The organism is Paraplanobispora siamensis (assembly GCF_016863175.1).
GTDB classification, from domain to species: Bacteria; Actinomycetota; Actinomycetes; order Streptosporangiales; family Streptosporangiaceae; genus Planobispora; species Planobispora siamensis.
Genome location: NZ_BOOJ01000012.1, coordinates 317,318 through 334,953 on the forward strand (window position 1 = coordinate 317,318; position 17,636 = coordinate 334,953).

At 73.4% G+C, this 17,636-nt stretch carries 13 protein-coding genes; 7 read left to right on the forward strand and 6 right to left on the reverse strand.

Features of this window, described 5'->3' with window-relative positions; all coding sequences use genetic code 11:
* Nucleotides 1-166 precede the first annotated feature (166 nt).
* From Psi01_RS07005 to Psi01_RS07015, 3 genes are read right to left on the reverse strand one after another with little or no spacing between them, the layout of a single operon-like run.
* Nucleotides 167-1,561, reverse strand: a complete 1,395-nt coding sequence (locus Psi01_RS07005; RefSeq protein ID WP_204063099.1) for a YlbE family protein — start codon at nt 1,559-1,561, stop codon at nt 167-169.
* Nucleotides 1,558-3,078, reverse strand: a complete 1,521-nt coding sequence (locus Psi01_RS07010) for an AllF/FdrA family protein (RefSeq protein ID WP_204063100.1) — start codon at nt 3,076-3,078, stop codon at nt 1,558-1,560. Before Psi01_RS07010 ends, Psi01_RS07005 begins: the two co-directional genes overlap by 4 nt.
* The gene (locus Psi01_RS07015; protein WP_239127227.1) at nt 3,075-4,004 is read right to left on the reverse strand and encodes an oxamate carbamoyltransferase subunit AllH family protein; all 930 of its coding nucleotides are present in this window, start codon (nt 4,002-4,004) and stop codon (nt 3,075-3,077) included. Before Psi01_RS07015 ends, Psi01_RS07010 begins: the two co-directional genes overlap by 4 nt.
* 211 nt (nt 4,005-4,215) lie before the next feature.
* Here Psi01_RS07015 and Psi01_RS07020 point away from each other — a divergent pair, with 211 nt between their 5' ends.
* From Psi01_RS07020 to Psi01_RS07050, 7 genes are all read left to right on the forward strand, one after another.
* Nucleotides 4,216-5,778 (forward strand): PucR family transcriptional regulator, encoded by a 1,563-nt coding sequence (locus Psi01_RS07020; protein ID WP_204063102.1) that lies wholly within the window; start codon nt 4,216-4,218, stop codon nt 5,776-5,778.
* Between the two features lie 60 nt (nt 5,779-5,838).
* Nucleotides 5,839-6,060 (forward strand): RNA-binding S4 domain-containing protein, encoded by a 222-nt coding sequence (locus Psi01_RS07025; protein ID WP_204063103.1) that lies wholly within the window; start codon nt 5,839-5,841, stop codon nt 6,058-6,060.
* Nucleotides 6,061-6,266: 206 nt separating this feature from the next.
* The gene (locus Psi01_RS07030) at nt 6,267-7,634 is read left to right on the forward strand and encodes a uracil-xanthine permease family protein (RefSeq protein ID WP_204063104.1); all 1,368 of its coding nucleotides are present in this window, start codon (nt 6,267-6,269) and stop codon (nt 7,632-7,634) included.
* Nucleotides 7,631-8,563: an FAD binding domain-containing protein gene (locus Psi01_RS07035; protein ID WP_204063105.1), complete on the forward strand. Its 933-nt coding sequence runs from the start codon at nt 7,631-7,633 to the stop codon at nt 8,561-8,563. The genes Psi01_RS07030 and Psi01_RS07035 overlap by 4 nt, the downstream gene beginning before the upstream one ends.
* Nucleotides 8,556-9,041, forward strand: coding sequence for a (2Fe-2S)-binding protein (locus Psi01_RS07040; protein WP_204063106.1), 486 nt, complete (start codon nt 8,556-8,558; stop codon nt 9,039-9,041). Before Psi01_RS07035 ends, Psi01_RS07040 begins: the two co-directional genes overlap by 8 nt.
* 64 nt (nt 9,042-9,105) lie before the next feature.
* Nucleotides 9,106-11,493 carry an aerobic carbon-monoxide dehydrogenase large subunit gene (gene cutA, locus Psi01_RS07045; RefSeq protein ID WP_204063107.1) on the forward strand — a complete coding sequence of 796 codons (2,388 nt, stop codon included), beginning with the start codon at nt 9,106-9,108 and terminating at the stop codon, nt 11,491-11,493.
* A gap of 177 nt (nt 11,494-11,670) precedes the next feature.
* A complete protein-coding gene (locus tag Psi01_RS07050; RefSeq protein ID WP_204063108.1) occupies nt 11,671-12,567 on the forward strand; it encodes a hypothetical protein in 897 nt (298 codons plus the stop codon).
* 117 nt (nt 12,568-12,684) lie between these two features.
* Here Psi01_RS07050 and Psi01_RS07055 read toward each other — a convergent pair whose 3' ends face one another.
* The 3 genes from Psi01_RS07055 to Psi01_RS07065 all read right to left on the reverse strand — a co-directional run bounded on the left by Psi01_RS07055 (nt 12,685) and on the right by Psi01_RS07065 (nt 17,625).
* Nucleotides 12,685-14,916: a molybdopterin-dependent oxidoreductase gene (locus Psi01_RS07055; protein WP_204063109.1), complete on the reverse strand. Its 2,232-nt coding sequence runs from the start codon at nt 14,914-14,916 to the stop codon at nt 12,685-12,687.
* Between the two features lie 168 nt (nt 14,917-15,084).
* Nucleotides 15,085-16,260 carry a sensor histidine kinase gene (locus Psi01_RS07060; RefSeq protein ID WP_204063110.1) on the reverse strand — a complete coding sequence of 392 codons (1,176 nt, stop codon included), beginning with the start codon at nt 16,258-16,260 and terminating at the stop codon, nt 15,085-15,087.
* A gap of 120 nt (nt 16,261-16,380) precedes the next feature.
* The gene (locus Psi01_RS07065; RefSeq protein WP_204063111.1) at nt 16,381-17,625 is read right to left on the reverse strand and encodes an MFS transporter; all 1,245 of its coding nucleotides are present in this window, start codon (nt 17,623-17,625) and stop codon (nt 16,381-16,383) included.
* Nucleotides 17,626-17,636 lie beyond the last annotated feature (11 nt).

Sequence of the window (17,636 nt, forward strand, 5' to 3'; positions counted from 1 at the left end):
ACCGCAATCAGCAATGGAAGCTGGGTCACCAAGAAAGCGTTCCGTGTTATTTGTCAGAGGTTGATGTGCTTTGTGTGACTTGCATGATAGGTGAGCTTTGACGTGCGAGGACACGGAGTGCCCGTGGGAGCGCTCACTCTCGCGGGGTTTATGGAAAAACGATCACTTATCCGATCGGCACGGCGTCCGCCAGCGCGGCCAGGGCGGCGGTGAAGGCCGAGGCGGGCGGGCTGACCAGTCCAGCGCCGACCTGTCCGGTCCCGGCCACCCGGCCCGCGATGCCGGTGTTCACCGTGGGCAGCAGGCCGGTCCTGGCCACCAGCGTCACGTCCACGCCGACCGGCGTGCCGCGGAAGCCGAGCCCCGGGATCTGGTAGGCCGGATGCTCGGCGAGGGTGATCTCGTACATCGAGCGGGTGGCCGCCACCGCGTCGGAGACGTCGCCGCCGACGAACCTGACGATCGCCGGGGCCGCCGCCATCGCGAAGCCGCCCAGTCCCGCCGTCTCGGTGATCGTCGAGTCGCCGATATCGGGGTTGGCGTCCGCGGGGCCGTACGCGCCGAGATAGAGCCCGTCGGGCACGCCCGCGGGACCGGTGAACCAGCGGTCGCCCAGGCCCGAGACCTGCACGCCGAAGTCGGTGCCGTTGCGGGCCATCGCGACGACCATGGTCGAGCCGGGGATGTCCCGGGCCGCGTCGGCGCTCACCTTGCAGGCGGCCATGCCCGGGTTGAGGAAGAAGTGGTCGTTGCCGTTGACGAAGCGCAGCACCTCGGCCGCGTGCCCCGGGGCGGCCTCCACCACGGCCGGGGCCAGCTCGCGCACCAGCAGTGAGGTCGCGGCCCGGTTGCGGTTGTGCAGCTCGTCGCCCATCTGCAGGGCCTGCGCGATCAGCGACCGCAGGTCCAGCGGCCCGGTCAGCTCCAGCGTGGCCCGCAGCGCCGGGCCGAGCACCTCGCCCATCCAGCGCAGCCGCTCGATCACCTCGGGTCCGTAGGCGCCGTAGCGCAGCACCTTGCCGAGCCCCTCGTTGAGGGAGCAGTAGGCGGTGCCGCCGTGCTCGGCGTCGTGCACCTCGAACATCCACATCGACGGGCTCACCACGCCCGCCATCGGTCCCACGGTCCGGTGGTGGTGGCAGGAGTCCAGCCGGGCGCGGCCCGCGGCCAGCAGCTTCCCGGCCTCCTGGGCGTCGGCGGCCAGCCCCTCCAGCAGCATCGCGCCGATCAGCGCGCCGCGCATCGGCCCGGACGCGCGCTCCCAATCGATCGGCGGCCCGGCGTGCAGGAACGTGCCCGGGGGCAGCTCCAGCACCTCGTGCGCGGGCCGTACCGCGACGAGCTGGGGACGGGCGGAGGTCAGCCGTCCGGCGGCCCGGACGTTGGCCGCGGCCCGGCGCGGATCGGCCAGCACCCGCGCCAGGTGATCCTCGGTGCCGGGCATCGGCGGGCGCCAGTCCACCCGTACCCGCGGTACGGCCTGCGCGTCCAGCGCCTCGCCGAGCAGGTCCGCCCCGGCCGTGATCACGTGGGGTTCGCCGGAGAGCATGGGCAGCGTCAACGGGTGCTCCTGACGGGGACGGGCGCGCCTGCCAGGCGCGCGGCGTGCCGGGCGGCCTGCGCGTTGGAGGCGAACACGCGGGCTCCGGCCGCGCTCAGCGCCCGCGCCTGCGCGGCCAGTCCCTGGGGGTCGCCTTCGGTGCCGACCAGCGCCACGACCACCGGCACGCCCCGGGAGACGGCCGCGGTGATCGCGGGCGCGAGCCGGGCGGACGGATCGGGGTCGGCGCCGTGGCCGAGGACGACGTCGAGCAGCGCCACGTCGCCGGGGGGCACCGCGGCCAGGGCCTCCAGGCGGAGCGCCGGGTCGATCATGGGATGGGCTCGCCCCCGGGTGTACTCGTCGTCGCCGTAGTCGGTGAACTCCCCGGTCCCGGCCACCAGCCGCGCCTCGGTGCAGAGCGTCCCGCCCGAGTAGATCCCGCGCAGCCTCCCCGTGGCGGCCCCGGCGGCGGTCCGACCGTCCTCTCCGGCCGCGGGCCAGGACGGCCATGCGGGCGGCTCGGTCTTCAGCGCCCGCAGTACGGACTCCGCGGCGGCGGTCAGGTCGTCCCGGCCGGGGCCCAGGAAGGCGGTCACCACCGGGGTGGAGAGCTTCCCGGCGGCCTGCAGCACGGCGTCGGCCACCTCGGGGGCGGGCGGCTTGGAGATCAGGACGATCAGCTCCGTCGCGGGGTCGGCGTCCAGGGCATCGAGGGCGCGGAGCGTGGACAGCCCGCCCACCTCGGCCGACAGGTCCCGCCCGCCCACGCCCAGGACATGGCCGACCCCGACGCCCGCCAGGTCCAGCAGGCACGTCACCTGCTGCGCCCCGGTCCCGGAGGCCGCGACCACCCCGACCGGTCCCGGCCGCAGCACGTTGGCGAACCCGAGCCCCGCCCCGCCGACCACGGCGGTGCCGCAGTCGGGGCCCATGACCAGCAGGCCGAGCTCGCTCGCGCGCCGCTTGAGCAGCACCTCCTGCTCGACCGGGACGTTGTCACTGAAGATCATCACGGACAGGCCCGCGTCGAGCGCGTCCATCGCCTCGGCGAACGCGTACGGCCCCGGCACCGAGACCAGGACCAGCGCCGCCCCTCCGGAAGCGCCCGCCGGCGACGGAGTGCCCTGCGGCCCCTCGCCCGGCCCCGCGGCGCCGGTCGAGGGTCCACCCCCCGCCCCCGCGGCGCCGGGATCGGCGACGAGCCGGGCGGCGGCGCGGACGGTGCGGGGCGGGTGCTCGGCCGCGGCCGGGCTCCCGGTGCGGGCCGCGAGACCGGACAGGAGCCGGTCGAGTTCGGCGGCGGCCAGATCGGCGGCGCCGGGATCGGCGGCGCGCACCGCGACCAGCAGGTCGGCCGGGCCCGCCGGGGGAAGCTCGAAGCCCAGCTCGGCGGCGATGCCGAGATTGAGCTCGGTGGCCATGGCGACCACCGCGACCTCCACCCCGGGCAGTCCGGTGACCGCCTGGCTGACCCGCATCAGGCTCACCGAGTCGTGGTACACCCCGGTACGGACCTGGACAAGATCGCTGCTCACCTGCCCTCACCTTCGTGATCGCCCTCGCCGCGGCGGCTGCCGCGGCGGCCGGTCCCGCCGCGGGGGGAGGCGGCCCGGGAAGAGACGGCACGGGAGGACGCGGCCCGGGAGGACCTGCCACGGGCGCCGGCGGACTGTCCGGCCAGACCGGCCACGGCGGCCAGGCCGATGCGCATCCCGCACGCCAGGTCGGCGCCGGAGGTGTGGCCGAGCCCGAGCAGCCGGCGCAGCGCGGGCTCCAGATCCTGCCGTCCGGCCAGGCCGCGCAGGACCGCGAGGACCTCACCGCTGGCCTCGCCCCGGGCCGCGCAGTGCAGCAGCGTCGCCGAGATGGGGGTGGTCCTGCTGCGGGCGTCGAAGGTCACCGCGGCGGCCAGCCAGTCGGCCAGCCAGACCGCGCGTTCCACTCCGGCCGCCGCGCCCAGGTGGCGCAGCGCCACCAGCAGTCCGGCCAGCACGTCGTCACCGCTCGGCGTCAGGCCGGGCCCCAGGCCGACGAGCTGCTCGGAGGCCATGATGCCGTTCAGCAGCGAGGCCTCGGCGCACGCCTCGGCCAGCAGGGCGACGGCGCCGTTGCCCTCCAGCCCCGGGCGCCTGGCCGACCTGTCGCACAGCTCGGTCAGCTGGGGCAGCACGTGCGCCAGCCGTACCGGGTCGACCGGGCCGAGCGGCGGGGCCGGGTTCCACCAGCGGTGGGCCCGCAGGCTGAGGTGCCCGACCTCGATCGAGCCGTCTCCGACGGAGGCCTCGTCGCCCACGGTGACCCGGGGCAGCGGGGCGTTGAGGACGACCGCGTTGGGCAGCCGGGTGGCCTCCCCGGTGACCACCGCCACCACATGGGGTTCCAGCTCCGCGCGGACCTCCAGGTAGACCCCGGCGGGAAAGGCCGCCAGCACCCGCGCGGGACGGCGGGGCGACTCCAGCACGGGGCGCAGGATCGCGCTGGCCGCACCGGTCGCCTGTGCCCGTGTGTGCGCCCGGTGTGTTCGCGGGCGCGTTCCGACCGTCACCGGCCCTCACCATCCATGGCCCGACGGTAAAACGGCACGCGATCAGGTCCGTACGGAGAAAGCTGCCAACAGTCCGCCCAAAGGTTGGCTCTTCCTGACAGACGGTTCCGTCGGTAACAATCGCACCATGGAACCCCCCGTGCGCCTGGCCAGCACCGGAACGATCACTCACGGCGTCGCCGTCGGCGAGGTCCTCGGCGTCTCGACCCTGGCCGGGGCCCGGCTGATCGCGGGGGAGCGGGGCCTGGACCGCATCGTGCAACGGCTCAACGTGATGGAGGTCCCCGACATCCTCGCCTGGGTCAAGCCGCACGAGCTGCTGCTCACCACCGGCTACCCGCTGCGCAACACGCCCCAGTCGCTCGACCGGCTGGTGACCGACCTGGACGACCGGGGCCTGGCCGCGCTGGCCATCAAGCTCGGCCGCTATCTGGACGAGCTGCCCGACGAGATGGTGGAGCAGGCCGACCGGCTGGGCTTCCCGCTGATCCAGCTCCCCGACGACGTCGGCTTCGACGACATCCTCAACCAGGTCCTCACCGACATCCTCAACCGGCAGGCCGCCGTGCTCGCGCGGGCCGAGGAGGCGCACCGGGCGCTGGTGCAGGTGGTGCTGGCCGGGGGCGGGCTGCGCGAGGTGGCCGCCGAGGTGGCCGGGCTGCTCGACGTGGCCGTGGCCGTGGTCGACGGCGCCGGTCAGATGCTGGCCGCCGCCGGACCGCCCGAGTACGTCGCCGCCATGCGCGGGGTCCCCGACGACCGCCGCACCGTCGTGCCCGTCGTGGCGGGCGGGCACCACCACGGCCGCATCGTCGCCTACGGCCCCGCCGGGGCCGTCGACGACAACGACGTCGGCATCCTGGAACGTGCCGCCACGGTCGCGGCGCTCGTGGTCACCCGGCAGGAGGCGGTCAACGCCGTCGAGAGCAAGTACCGCGCCGACTTCCTGCGCGACGTGCTCACCGGCAGGGCCGGCACCTCCGAGCGGGTCGCCTCCCGGGCCGCGGCCTTCGGCTGGGACCTGGAGCGCCCGGTCGTCGTCCTGGTGGCCGAGCTCGACCCCGAGAGCGACGAGCGGACCGCCCAGGACCGCCTGATCTCCTGCTGGAGCGCCGCGCTGCGCCGCCACGACCCGCGCGGCGCGGTGGCCGGTTTCTCCCACGAGGTGGTCGCCGTCGTGGACGCCGCGGCCGATGCCGTACGGCTGGCCAAGGACGCCGCGGCCGCCTTCTCCGAGTGTCTGCCGGCGACCTTCTCCACCGGCGCCAGCCGTACCGCCACCGGGGCCGAGGCGCTGCCCGAGGCGTACGGCCAGGCGCTGAAGGCCGCCCGGGTGGGCCGCCAGCTCCACGGGCCCGGCGCGGTGGCCCACTTCGACCAGCTCGGCGTCTATCGCCTGCTCTCGCTGGTCAGCGACACCGCCGAGCTGCACGCCTTCGTCCGCGAGACCCTCGGCCAGCTCGCCTCCGACGACGACGCGGAGAACGCCGACCTGCGCCGCACCCTGCAGGTGCTGCTGGAGACCAACCTCAACGTCGCCGAGACGGCCCGGCGGCTGCACTTCCACTACAACACGCTGCGCTACCGGATCGGCAAGCTGGAGCGCATGCTCGGCAACTTCACCGAGGACGCCCACCTGCGGCTCAACCTGACCCTCGCGCTGCACGTCCTGCGGATGCGCGGCATCTGACCACCGCTGACACGCTGTGCCTGAGGGGCCGGGCGGGGGCCCGGGTCCTAAGCTGTGGGCGTGCGAGAGACCTTTGAACTGACGACCGACTACATCCCGCTGTGCGACCTGCTGAAGTACTGCGCCGTCACCGACACCGGCGGCCAGGCCAAGCACCTCGTCGCCGAGGGGAACGTCATGGTGGACGGCGAGGTCGAGCTCCGCAAAACCTGCAAGATCCGCGCCGGTCAGGTCGTCACCGGCGACGGCTTCGAGATCGAAGTGGTCGCCGCGGGAGGCTGACCCGGTCCGCTCACCGGCCCGCTCACCGGGCGTCCCCGCCGGTTGTGCGTAAGCCGTCCCCTGGTCGGCGGCTCAGATTTGGCAGATCATGACGATGTGAGGGCGGGTTCACGGTCCTAATGTGCCCGCAACGGCAGCAGTGAAAGATCCGCCGGAGGGAGCCTGCGGGGCGGCCACCGACCGACGGCCCGGGAAAGGTGGGCTTGATGGTTGCAGGATGGACCAAACACGGAGACGGACGCACCCTGGCGCCGGGGGAGGTCGTCAAGCCTGAGGAACGCCTGTCCTGGCCGCGCATGGTCGGGTTCGGGGCCCAGCACGTCATCGCGATGTTCGGCGCGACATTCGTCTTCCCCGTCGTCATGGGACTCGACCCCAATGTCGCGATCATGATGTCGGGCGTCGCGACGATCCTCTTCCTGCTCATCGTGAACGGGAAGATCCCCAGTTATCTCGGCACCTCGGCGTCCTTCGTCGGGGCGGTGGCCGCCATCCGCGCGGGCGGCGGCGACAGCGTGACGGTCACCAGCGCGATCCTGGTGGCGGGAGCCGTACTGGCACTGTGCGGATACCTCATCCACCGGATGGGCGTGCAGGTCATCCACCGGATCTTCCCGCCGGTGGTCACCGGCGCGGTGGTCATGCTGATCGGCTTCGGCCTGGCCTACGTGGTGGCCCGCTTCTACTGGCCCGCCGACCAGTGGATCGCCCTCATCACCATGCTGGTGACCTTCGTGGTCATCGTCCTGTTCAAGGGGTTCATCGGCCGGATCGGCATCCTGATCGGCCTGGTCGCAGGCTTCATCCTGTCCTGGGCGGCCGACCGCATCTTCGGGAACATCACCGCCTACAACGCCGCCACCGGCCAGGTGGACACCCACCCGAGGGTCAACCTCGACGCGGTGGCCGACGCCCCCTGGATCGGTCTGCCGGACTTCCACCTGCCCACCGACTTCAAGGCCTCGGCGATCCTGCTGGTGCTGCCCGCCGTCATCGCGCTCATCGCGGAGAACATCGGGCACGTCAAGGCCGTGGGCGAGATGACCGGCGTCGACGCCGACCCCTACGTCGGCCGGGCGTTGATCGGCGACGGCGTCGGCACCATGGTCGCCAGCGCCGCGGGCGGCTCGCCCACCACCACCTACGCCGAGAACATCGGCGTCATGGCGGCGACCCGGGTCTACTCGACCCTGGCCTACTACATCGCCGGCGTCATCGCGATCCTGTTCGGCCTGTGCCCGAAGTTCGGCGCGCTGGTCGCGGCCACGCCCAACGGCGTGCTCGGCGGCGTCACCGTCATCCTCTACGGCATGATCGGCCTGCTCGGCGCCAAGATCTGGATCGAGAACCGGGTCGACTTCTCCGATCCGGTCAACATGGTGCCCATCGGTGCGGGCATCATCATGGCCATCGGCCCGGTCGACATGGTGATCACCGAAGACTTCACGCTCTCGGGCATCGCGCTCGGCACCATCGTGGCGCTCGGCGGTTACCACCTGCTCCGGGCCCTCTCCCGCCGCGACGCACATGCCGGACCGCGCGACGACCACCCCAGACGAGAGGCAACCGGTTGAAGCCACCCCCCTTCGACTATCACGCCCCCCGCTCCGTCGCCGAGGCGCTCGACGTCCTGGCGGCGGAGGGGGAGCGGGCCAAGGTGCTCGCGGGCGGCCAGAGCCTGATCCCGCTGCTGAACATGCGGCTGGCCGCTCCCGGGCATCTCGTGGACATCAACCGCCTGACCGGGCTGGCGGGCGTCGAGGTGGAGCCGGACGGAGTCCGGATCGGGGCGCTGGCCCGGCACGCCGAGGTGGAGCGTTCCGAGCCGGCCGCCGCCGCCCAGCCCCTGCTCCGTCAGGCGCTCGGGCTGGTGGCCCACCCGGTGGTCCGCAACCGGGGCACCGTGGTCGGCAGCCTCGTCCACGCCGACCCGGCCGCCGAGCTCCCCGCGGTGCTCACCCTGCTCGGCGGCTCGGTACGGCTCGCGCGACGCGGCGGGCCGGGCACCCCGGCCGCGGGCTCCTCCACCGCACAGGACGTCGCGGCGGGCGGCTCCTTCGTCGTGCGGGACGTCGCGGCGGGCGAGTTCTTCACCGGCCCGCTGGAGTCGGCGGCCGGCCCCGGCGAGCTGGCCGTCTCCGCCTTCTTCCCGGCCCTGCCCCCGCGCTCGGGCACCGCCTTCCGCGAGGTGGCCAGGCGGCACGGCGACTACGCGCTGGCCGGCGTCGCGGCCCTGGTCGTCCTGGACGACGACCTGCGGATCACCTCGGCCGCGGTGGCGTGCGTGAGCGCCGGTCCGGTCCCGCTGCTCGTCGACGTCACCGGCGAGTGCGGGCACCGCCCGCCCGCCTCCGCCGGCTGGGCCGGGGCCGCGCGCGCCGTACAGGACCGCGCCGAGCCCGAGGACGACATCCACGCCACCGCCGGTTACCGGCGGCACCTCATCGGGGTGCTCGCCGAGCGGGCGTTGCGCGACGCGGCGAGGGAGGCCCTGAATGGCTGAGAGGACGCACGACATCACGCTCGTGGTCAACGGGACGGTCAGGCGGGCCGCGGTCCCCGGGCGGCGCCTGCTGTCCGACTGCCTCCGGCACGACCTGGGCCTGACCGGCACGCACGTGGGGTGCGAGCACGGGGTGTGCGGGTGCTGCACGGTGCTGCTGGACGGCGAGCCGGTCCGCTCGTGCCTGACGTTCGCCGTCACCGTGGACGGGCGCGAGATCACCACGGTCGAGGGCCTGGCCGACGGCGAGCGGATGTCCCCGGTGCAGCGGGCCTTCGCCGAGTGCCACGGCCTGCAGTGCGGCTTCTGCACCCCCGGCTTCCTGTGCACGGTCACCGCCCTGCTGCGGGACAACCCCGTGCCCACCGACGAGGAGGTGCTGGAGGGGATCTCCGGCAACCTGTGCCGGTGCACGGGCTACCAGAACATCGTCAAGGCCGTGCACCGGGCGGCCGAGATCATGGCGGAGGAGTCGTGACCGGGCGGCGGCCGCGCACCGCGGCGGTCCCCGGGACGCGACCGGGCCTGCGGGAGGCGGAGCGGTGACGACGAAGCTGTTCGGGGAGCCCGTACGGCGCCGGGAGGACCCGCGCCTGCTCACCGGCCGGGGCCGCTATCTCGACGACCTCGGCCGCGACGCGCTGGCCGCGGCGTTCGTCAGGTCCCCGCACGCGCACGCCGTGATCCGCGACATCGACGTGTCGGCCGCGCTCGACGTGGACGGGCTGGTGGCCATCTACACCTGGGAGGACCTGCCGGACCGGCTCGCCGAGCCGCTGCCGCTGCTCATCCCGCACCCGGCCCTGACCCACGGCCGCACCGCCTACCCGCTGGCGCGCGAGCGCGTGCGGCACGTGGGCGAGCCGGTCGTCATGGTCGTCGCCCGCGACCGCTACGTCGCCGAGGACGCCTGCGCGCTGATCCGGGTGGACTACGAGCTCCTCAAGCCGGTGGTCGGGGTGGAGGAGGCCGCCCAGTCGGCGCAGCTCGTCCACGACGACGTGCCGGGCAACGTCGGCGCGCGCATGGTCCAGGAGGTGCCCTCGGCCGGCGGGCTCGACGTGCGCGAGGTCATCGAGGACGCGCCGCACACGCTGGCCTTCCGGCTGGACATCGAGCGCAGCGCGTCCACGCCGCTGGAGGGGCGCGGCGTGTACGCCCGCTGGGACGCCGACGACTCCTCCCTGCGGGTCTACTCCAGCACCCAGACCTCCACCAGCGTCCGCATGGCCGTGGCCGCCAAGCTCGGCCTGCCGCTGCCCAAGGTCGAGGTGATCGCGCCGGACGTCGGCGGCGGGTTCGGCGTGAAGATCGTGCACCCGTGGCCGGAGGAGGTCCTGGTCCCCTGGGCGGCCATGCTGCTGAACCGCGAGGTGAAGTGGACCGAGGACCGGCGCGAGCACTTCGTCTCCTCGGCGCACGAGCGGGCCCAGGTGCAGTTCGTCCGGGTCGGCTTCGACGACGAGGGGCGGGTGCTCGGCCTGGAGGTGACCATCCTGCACGACCACGGCGCCTACACGCCGTACGGGATCATCGTGCCGATCATCACCTCCACCCAGCTGCCGGGGCCGTACAGGCTCGGGGCCTACCGGGTCGAGTTCTCCTCGATCTACACCAACACCGTGCAGGTCACGCCGTACCGGGGGGCGGGCCGCCCGCAGGCGGTCTTCTGCATGGAACGCACGATGGACCGCATCGCCGACCATCTCGGGCTGGACCGTACGGCGGTGCGCGCCGTCAACTTCATCCAGCCCGAGGAGTTCCCCTACGACCAGGGACTGATCTTCCAGGACGGCCGCCCGCTGATCTACGACAGCGGCGACTACCCCGAGTCGCTGCGCATGTTGAAGGAGCTGATCGGCTGGGACTCCTTCCCCGCCGAGAAGGAGCGGGCCGCGGCTGAGGGCAGGCGCATCGGCATCGGGGTCGGCTGTTACGTCGAGGGCACCGGCGTCGGGCCGTACGAGGGCGGGCACGTCCAGGTCACCTCCGACGGCCGGGTGCACGTCTCGACCGGGCTGACCTCGCAGGGCCAGGGCCACGAGACCGCGTTCGCGCAGATCGCCGCGGCGGAGCTGGGCGTGCCGCTGGAGCGGGTCTCGGTCGTCACCGGTGACACCCGCAGGTTCGGCTACGCGGTCGGCACCTTCGCCTCGCGCGCCGCCGTGATGAGCGGCAACGCGATCGCGCTGGCCTGCCGGAAGGTCAGGGAGAAGGCGCTGCGGATCGCCGCCGACGCGCTGGAGGCCGACCCCCGCGACCTGGAGATCACCGACGGGATGGTCCACGTGGCCGGCACCCCGGGCGCCGCCATCCCGCTGGCCACCGTGGCCGTGCTGTCCAACCCGCTGCGCTACGCCTTCGACGAGGAGGCGGCCCGCGCCACGCAGTTCGCCGGGGCGGCCTCCTTCGACAGGCCGCCGGTGCCGGAGGGCGACGAGCCGGGACTGGAGGGGCGCGACTACTACTCGCCGATCCGCTCGACCTTCGCCTCCGGCATGCACGCGGCGATCGTCGAGACCGACCCGCTCACCGCGGAGATCCGCATCCTGCGCTACGCCGTCGTGCACGACTGCGGCAACCTCATCAACCCGATGATCGTCGAGGGGCAGATCCACGGCGGCGTCGCCCAGGGCGTCGGCGGCGCGCTGTACGAGCGGATGGTCTACGACGGCCACGGCCAGCTGCTCAACGCCTCGTTCATGGACTTCCTGATGCCGTACGCCACGGAGGTCCCGCACGTGGAGACGGCGCACCTGGAGACTCCGTCCCCGCTCAACCCGCTCGGCATCAAGGGCGCGGGCGAGGCGGGGGTCATCCCGGTCTCGGCGGTGATCGCCTCGGCGATCGAGGACGCCGAGGGCATCCCGATCGACAAGATGCCCATCTCCCCGTCGGAGCTGTTCGACCTGCGCCGCGCCGCCTCCTGAGCCCGCCGTGCCGCGCGGCCACCCGGTCCGCCGGGTGGGCCGCCCGGGAGGTTGCGCCTCGGGTAGCGAATTGTTGCGGAAGAGGTGCGGAAAACCTCAGGTCACGCCCGCCCCGCCCGATGAGGTCCGCTGCCGCCACGGACCGGCGGCAGCAACCCCAGGGAAGGGCGGGGCGTGATGAGCAGCGGATCGAGTATCGCGGCGGTCAGGACCGGCTGGGTCCTCTTCCTCCTCCTCGCCGCCGCGCTGCTGGCGGGCGTGATCCTCCCCGCCCCCGCCTCGGCCGCGGCCGGGCTGAAGGCCGCGGCGGCGGGGACGCGGGCGATGTGGCTGTGGGACATCGGTACGGCGCAGCCGGCGGACATGCTGGCCTGGGCGAAGGCCCGGGGCGTGAATGAGATCTTCGTGCACGCCGGGGCGGGGCTGCCCTCCGACACCGCCAGGATGACGAGGCTGCGGGAGCTGAAGCGCGGTGCGGACAAGGCCCGCATCCGGCTGAGCGCGCTGGGCGGCGACCCGGCGTGGGCCACCGACCACGCGGCGGCGCGGGCCTGGCAGCGGGCCGTCCTCGGCACCGGGCTGTTCGCCGGCAGCCACGTCGACGTGGAGCCGTACGCCCTGCCCGCCTGGCAGACCGACCAGGGCGCGCTGGCCTCGGGCCTGGTGGAGATGCTGCGGCTGCTGCAGGCCGACGACCCGCGCCCGCTGGAGGCCGACATCCCGTTCTGGTATCACACGATCCCCACCGGCCCGGGCGCCACGCTGGCCGACGGGGTGCTGGCGCAGGTGGACGGGGTCACCGTCATGAGCTACCGCGACACCGCCACCGGCCCGAACTCGATGATGGACGTCAGCGCCGACATCCTCGCCCGCGGCACGGAGGCCGGCAAGCCGGTCCGGCTGTCCGCCGAGACCGGCTCGCTGTCCGACTGCCTGCACTGCACCTTCTACGAGGAGGGCGCCGCGCGCATGACCACGGTCCTGGCCGACGTCGACTCGGCCGCCCGGGCGTACCCGGCCTTCGCCGGCATCGCGGTCCACCACTACGCGTCCTGGCGGACGATGAAGCCCTGACCGGTCTCCCTGACCGGTCTCCCTGACCGGTCTCCCTGACCGGTCTCCCGGGCCGGGGCGGCCCGGAGCGGGGCGGCCCGGAGCAGGTCGGTCCGGCGGAGGTCGGCGCAGTGGAGGTCAGCGCAGCGCCTCCACGCGGGCGGGGACGTGCTTGTGCCACGGCGTGCCGGCATAGGGGTCGCGGTCCTCGACGGAGGTCAGCTCGTTGGGGGCGACACCGGTCACCGTGCCCCCGTAGTCCAGGCCGAGCCCGTTGGGCAGCGAGACGTGACCGCGCTGCAGGCTGTCGGTCAGCTCCACGGTGACCTCGGCGCTGCCCCGGCGGGTGGTCAGCCGGGCGGCCCCGCCGTCGGCCAGACCGAGATCGGCGGCGTCGTCCGGGTTGACGCGCAGCACGCCCGTGCCGTCGCGGCGGCGCCAGGCGGGGTCGCGCACGATGGTGTTGGCCGTGAACGCGCGCCGTTCCCCGGCGGAGAGCACGAACGGGAACGCGGGGTCGGAGCGCGGGACCTCGCCGAGCCGGGAGATCTCCTCGAGCAGCTCGGGGATCTCCAGATGGATCTTCCCGTCCGGCGTGCCGACGCGGGCGATCGCGTCACCCGGCTCGTCGACCGCGAACACCACGCCCGACCGGCCGTTCAGGACGGCGTCGAACAGGTTGTCGCCCAGCTCCAGGCCCTCGCCCGCGATCCCGGCCCGCCGTACGGCCTGCGGATGGGCGAACGCGACCTTGTGCGCCAGCGCCCACAGGGACGCCGCCGCGGCGGCGCCGTCGGGCAGGGTGGGACCGAGCACCCGGTACAGCGCGACCGGGGCGATCAGGGCGAGCGCGGGGTCGGCGGCCACCGCGGCCAGGAACGCCTCGGCGAACGCGGCCCGGCCCCGGGACAGCGCCTCGCGCAGCGGGGCGAGGTCGGGGACCGCGCCGATCGCCTCGCAGAGCCGGGCGTGGATCTCGGGTTCGGGCAGCAGGTCCGAACCGGGCGGCGGGTCCAGCACCGGGGCGCGCAGGTGGAAGTAGTTCGCCGGGGTCTCGAAGTTGAAGAACGTCGCCTCCCACTTCTCGAACTGGGTGGGCGCGGGGAGCACGTAGTCCGCCATCCGGGCGGTCTCGGTCATGGCGACGTCGACGACCACCAGCAGGTCCAGGGCCTCCAGCGCCTCGCGCATCCGCGCCGAGTCGGCCAGCGAGTGCACCGGGTTGGCCGTCTCCACGAACATCGCCCGGTAGCGGGCGGGATGGTCGGTGAGGATCTCCTCGGCGATCACGTTGCACGGGACCAGGCCGGAGATGATGCGGGCCCCGGCCACCGGGCTGACGCGGTCGCGCCGGGGACCCCAGTGGGAGAAGGAGATCATCGGAGCGAACGGGATGGGCGGGTTGTTCGTCCCCGTGCGCCCGAAGTTCCCGGTGAGCAGGTAGATCAGGTTGTCGAGGTAGCTGTTCAGGGTGGAGTGCGGGGACATCTGCACACCCAGGTCCTCGTGGACGGCGACGCTGTCGGCGGCGGCGATCCGCCGGGCGGCGCCGCGGACCAGCTGCTCCGGGACGCCGCAGCCGGCCGCGTACTCCGCCACCGGGACCTTCGAAAGGACCGTCGCGACCTCGTCGAGCCCCACGGCGTGCCGGGCCAGCCACTCGGTGGCGACCAGGTCCTCCTGGACGAGGACGGCCGCCAGGGCGGTCAGCAGCCAGGCGTCGGTGCCGGGCCGTACCCGCAGGTGGATGTCGGCGAGCTCCGCGGTCTCGGTGCGCCGGGGGTCGACCACGATCAGGCAGCGGTCCGGGTCGCGGGCGATCTCGCGCAGCGCGGGACGGGCCCGCGGGATGCCGTGCGACTGCCAGGGATTCTTGCCGACGAACAGCGCCACCTCGCAGTGCTCGACGTCGCCGACGGCCACGTTGCCGAGCATCCGGTCCCCGACCCAGAACTGGCCGGTCTTCTCCTGTGCCAGGGCGTTGGAGCGGTAGCGGGCGCCGAGGGCGCGCATGAAGGAGCCGGAGTAGGAGCCGCCCAGGTGGTTGCCCTGCCCGCCGCCGCCGTAGTAGAAGATCGACTCCCCGCCGTGGGCGTCGCGCACGGCCGCGAACCGCCCGGCGACCTCGGTGATCGCGGTCTCCCAGGAGACGGGCTCGAAGGTGCCGTCCGGACGGCGGCGCAGCGGGCGGGTCAGCCGGTCGGCGCCGTTCTGGTAGTGGTCGAGCCGGAGCGGCTTCTCGCAGGTGTATCCCTGGGACGAGGGATGCCGCTTGTCGCCCCGGATCCGGTCGAACCTCCGCCCGTCGAGGCGGATCTCGATCCCGCAGTTGCAGGCGCAGAGCACACAGGCGGTGGGTTTCCAGTCCATTCGGGCTCCCTGTGTTCGATTTTTGAACCCAGGCTAACCGAAGGAGATTCCGTTGTCTGCGGGTGAGCGGAAAACGGCGCCGCGGTATCAGGCGGTGAGAGCGGCCCGCGGGACGAAGCGAGGGAGGAACGGCTCGCGGGATGAAGCGAGGGGGGACGGCTCGCGGGATCAGGCGGCGGGGATGGTGAAGGTGAAGCGGGTGCCGGGGTCGGCGGGGCTGTGGTGCACGTCGCCGCCGTGCGCGCGGACCAGCTCCCGGGTGATCCACAGTCCCAGCCCGACCGACTCGGGGCTGGTGTCGGCGCTGCTGAACCGGGAGAACAGGGCCGCGCGCTTCTCCTCGGGCACGCCGGGACCGTGGTCGCGCACGTGGACGGCCACCATGCCGTCGGCGGCTGCGGGTTCGGTGCTGACGATGATGGGCGGGGCGCCGTGGCGGATGGCGTTGGCGGTGAGGTTGACCAGGATCTGCTCCAGCCGCTGCGGGTCGGCCCGCACCATCAGGTCGGGGTCGACCGCCACCCCCACCGGGGCGGTCAGGTAGCTGACGGCGTCCTCGACCGCGGCGCGCAGCCGGATGGGCCGCAGGTCCAGCTGGAGGCCCCGGCTGTCGATGCGCTCGGCGTCCAGCAGGCTGGTGGCCAGCCGGCGGATCCGGCTGGTCTGGCGCAGCGCCGAGGCGATGATGGCGTGCCGCTGCTCCGGGGGCAGGACGTCGCCGTCCTCGTCCAGGGTCTCCAGCGCGAACTGGACCGAGGTCAGCGGGGAACGTACGTCGTGGGCCAGCGTGGCCGTCAGCGCCGCGCGCCACCGTTCCATGCGCTGGATGGTCTCGCGGGCGCGGTGCTGACGGTTGACCTGCCGGGAGATCAGCGTGCCCACCGCCATCGCCGTGGGGACGAACAGGATCGCGCCGACCACCACCGCAGTCCCCCGGCCGTCGACGGCCAGCGGGACCACGTAGGCGAGCACCGTGAGCGGCCCCAGGGCCAGGACGGCCGCCGTCGGGAAGTGCAGGCCCACCCAGACGGACAGCAGCATGAAGAACGGCGCCGTACCGACCGAGCTCCCCTCGAAGGCCAGCGTGCAGTAGGCCAGGATTCCCAGCACCGGCAGGCACAGCACCAGGGGTAGCCGGGGATCGAACCGCTCCCAGGGGAACAGCCACGTCCCCGCGGCCAGGGCCAGGAGGATGGCCGCGATCACTATGACCGCCCCCCGGTCACCGGGCGGCGCTATCAGCAGTCCCCCCAGGGTCAGGGCCACTCCCATGGCGAACACCAGCGCCATCTGCCGCGTGGCGTGTCCGGTGCCCTTCTCCGGCGCGGCCCTCTGATCCGCCATTGCTCCCCCCGGTAGCAGGCTTCCCGACCTGCAACGATAACAACCGGCGAGGGGTCGGAGGCAAGGGGTGACCGCATCCCGCCGATCCGCCGGAGTCCGTGGTGGGGCGGCGTCCGCGGGTCAGGCGTCGGCCGCCTCGGGGTCGGGGAGGTCGCGCATGTCACGCAGGGGGGAGAGCAGCAGCGGCACCGCCGACAGCGATACGAGCGCCGCGCTGATCCACAGCGTGGTGCGGGCGCCGAACGCCTCGCCCAGGAGTCCTCCGGTGAGGCCGCCGAGGGGAAGGGTGCCCCACACCACGAAGCGCATGGTGGCGTTCATCCGCCCGAGCATGCGCTCGGGGGTGACGGCCTGGCGGAAGCTGACCTGGCTGACGTTGTAGAGCACCACGCCGATGGAGTGCATGAAACTCCCGATGACGAAGAGCCCCAGCCGCCATCCGGGCTCGGTGAGCGGCACCAGGAACATGAACGGCTGGGTCACCAGGATGGACAGCCAGATGAGCCGCGCCGAGCCGACCAGGCGGGCGGCCCGGCCCACGATGACCGCGCCGACCAGGCCGCCGACGGCGGCCGCCGAGAACAGCAGGCCGACGAGGCCGGGGGCGAGGCGGAGCTCCCGGACAAGGAAGATCATCTCCATGGCCGCGAAGACGCCGTTGGCGAAGTTGCCGGTGGCGGTGGAGGCTGCGACCATCCGCAGGATCCGGTGCGTGGCCACGAACCGCAGGCCCTCCCCGATCTCCTTGAGCAGCCCGCGGCGCCCGGAGCGGTCCGGCACCTGCTCGGTGGCGTCGATCCGCCACAGGAACAGCGCCGAGCCGAGGAAGCTGACCGCGTCCACCAGCACCGCGACCGGTGCGGTGAGCAACTGCACCAGCCCGCCGCCCACGGCCGGCCCGGCCACCCCCGCCGTCGTGCGCACGATCTCCAGCTTGGCGTTGCCGTCCACCAGCCGGTCACGGCTGACCAGGCTCGGCAGGTAGCTCTGGTAGGCGATGTCGAAGAAGACCGTGGCCAGACCCGTTCCGAGCGCCACGCCGTACAGCTGGGGCATGCTCAGGGCCCCCAGCCACCAGGAGACCGGCACCGACGCCAACAGCACGCCCCGGACCAGATCGGCGACGACGAGGATCCGGCGCCGCGCCATCCGGTCCACCCACACCCCCGCGGGCAGCCCCACCAGCAGGAAGGCCGCGGTCTCCGCCGCCACCAGGAGCCCCGTCTCGAACGGGCTCGCCTTCAGCGCCACCACGGCCACGAGGGGCAGGGCGAGCAGGCTGACCTGTGTACCGATCTGGCTGATTGTGTCGGCGCCGAACAGGAGCATGAAGTTCCGGTGCCTGAACAGGCTGACGGAGGTCATCCGGGTATCGT

Coding starts and splice junctions, on each gene's coding strand:
- Psi01_RS07040 (WP_204063106.1), top strand. CDS start 8,556: ATGGCTGAGAGGACGCACGACATCACGCTCGTGGTCAACGGGACGGTC.
- Psi01_RS07020 (WP_204063102.1), top strand. CDS start 4,216: ATGGAACCCCCCGTGCGCCTGGCCAGCACCGGAACGATCACTCACGGC.
- Psi01_RS07030 (WP_204063104.1), top strand. CDS start 6,267: ATGGTTGCAGGATGGACCAAACACGGAGACGGACGCACCCTGGCGCCG.
- Psi01_RS07065 (WP_204063111.1), bottom strand. CDS start 17,625: ATGACCTCCGTCAGCCTGTTCAGGCACCGGAACTTCATGCTCCTGTTC.
- Psi01_RS07050 (WP_204063108.1), top strand. CDS start 11,671: ATGAGCAGCGGATCGAGTATCGCGGCGGTCAGGACCGGCTGGGTCCTC.
- Psi01_RS07055 (WP_204063109.1), bottom strand. CDS start 14,916: ATGGACTGGAAACCCACCGCCTGTGTGCTCTGCGCCTGCAACTGCGGG.
- Psi01_RS07060 (WP_204063110.1), bottom strand. CDS start 16,260: ATGGCGGATCAGAGGGCCGCGCCGGAGAAGGGCACCGGACACGCCACG.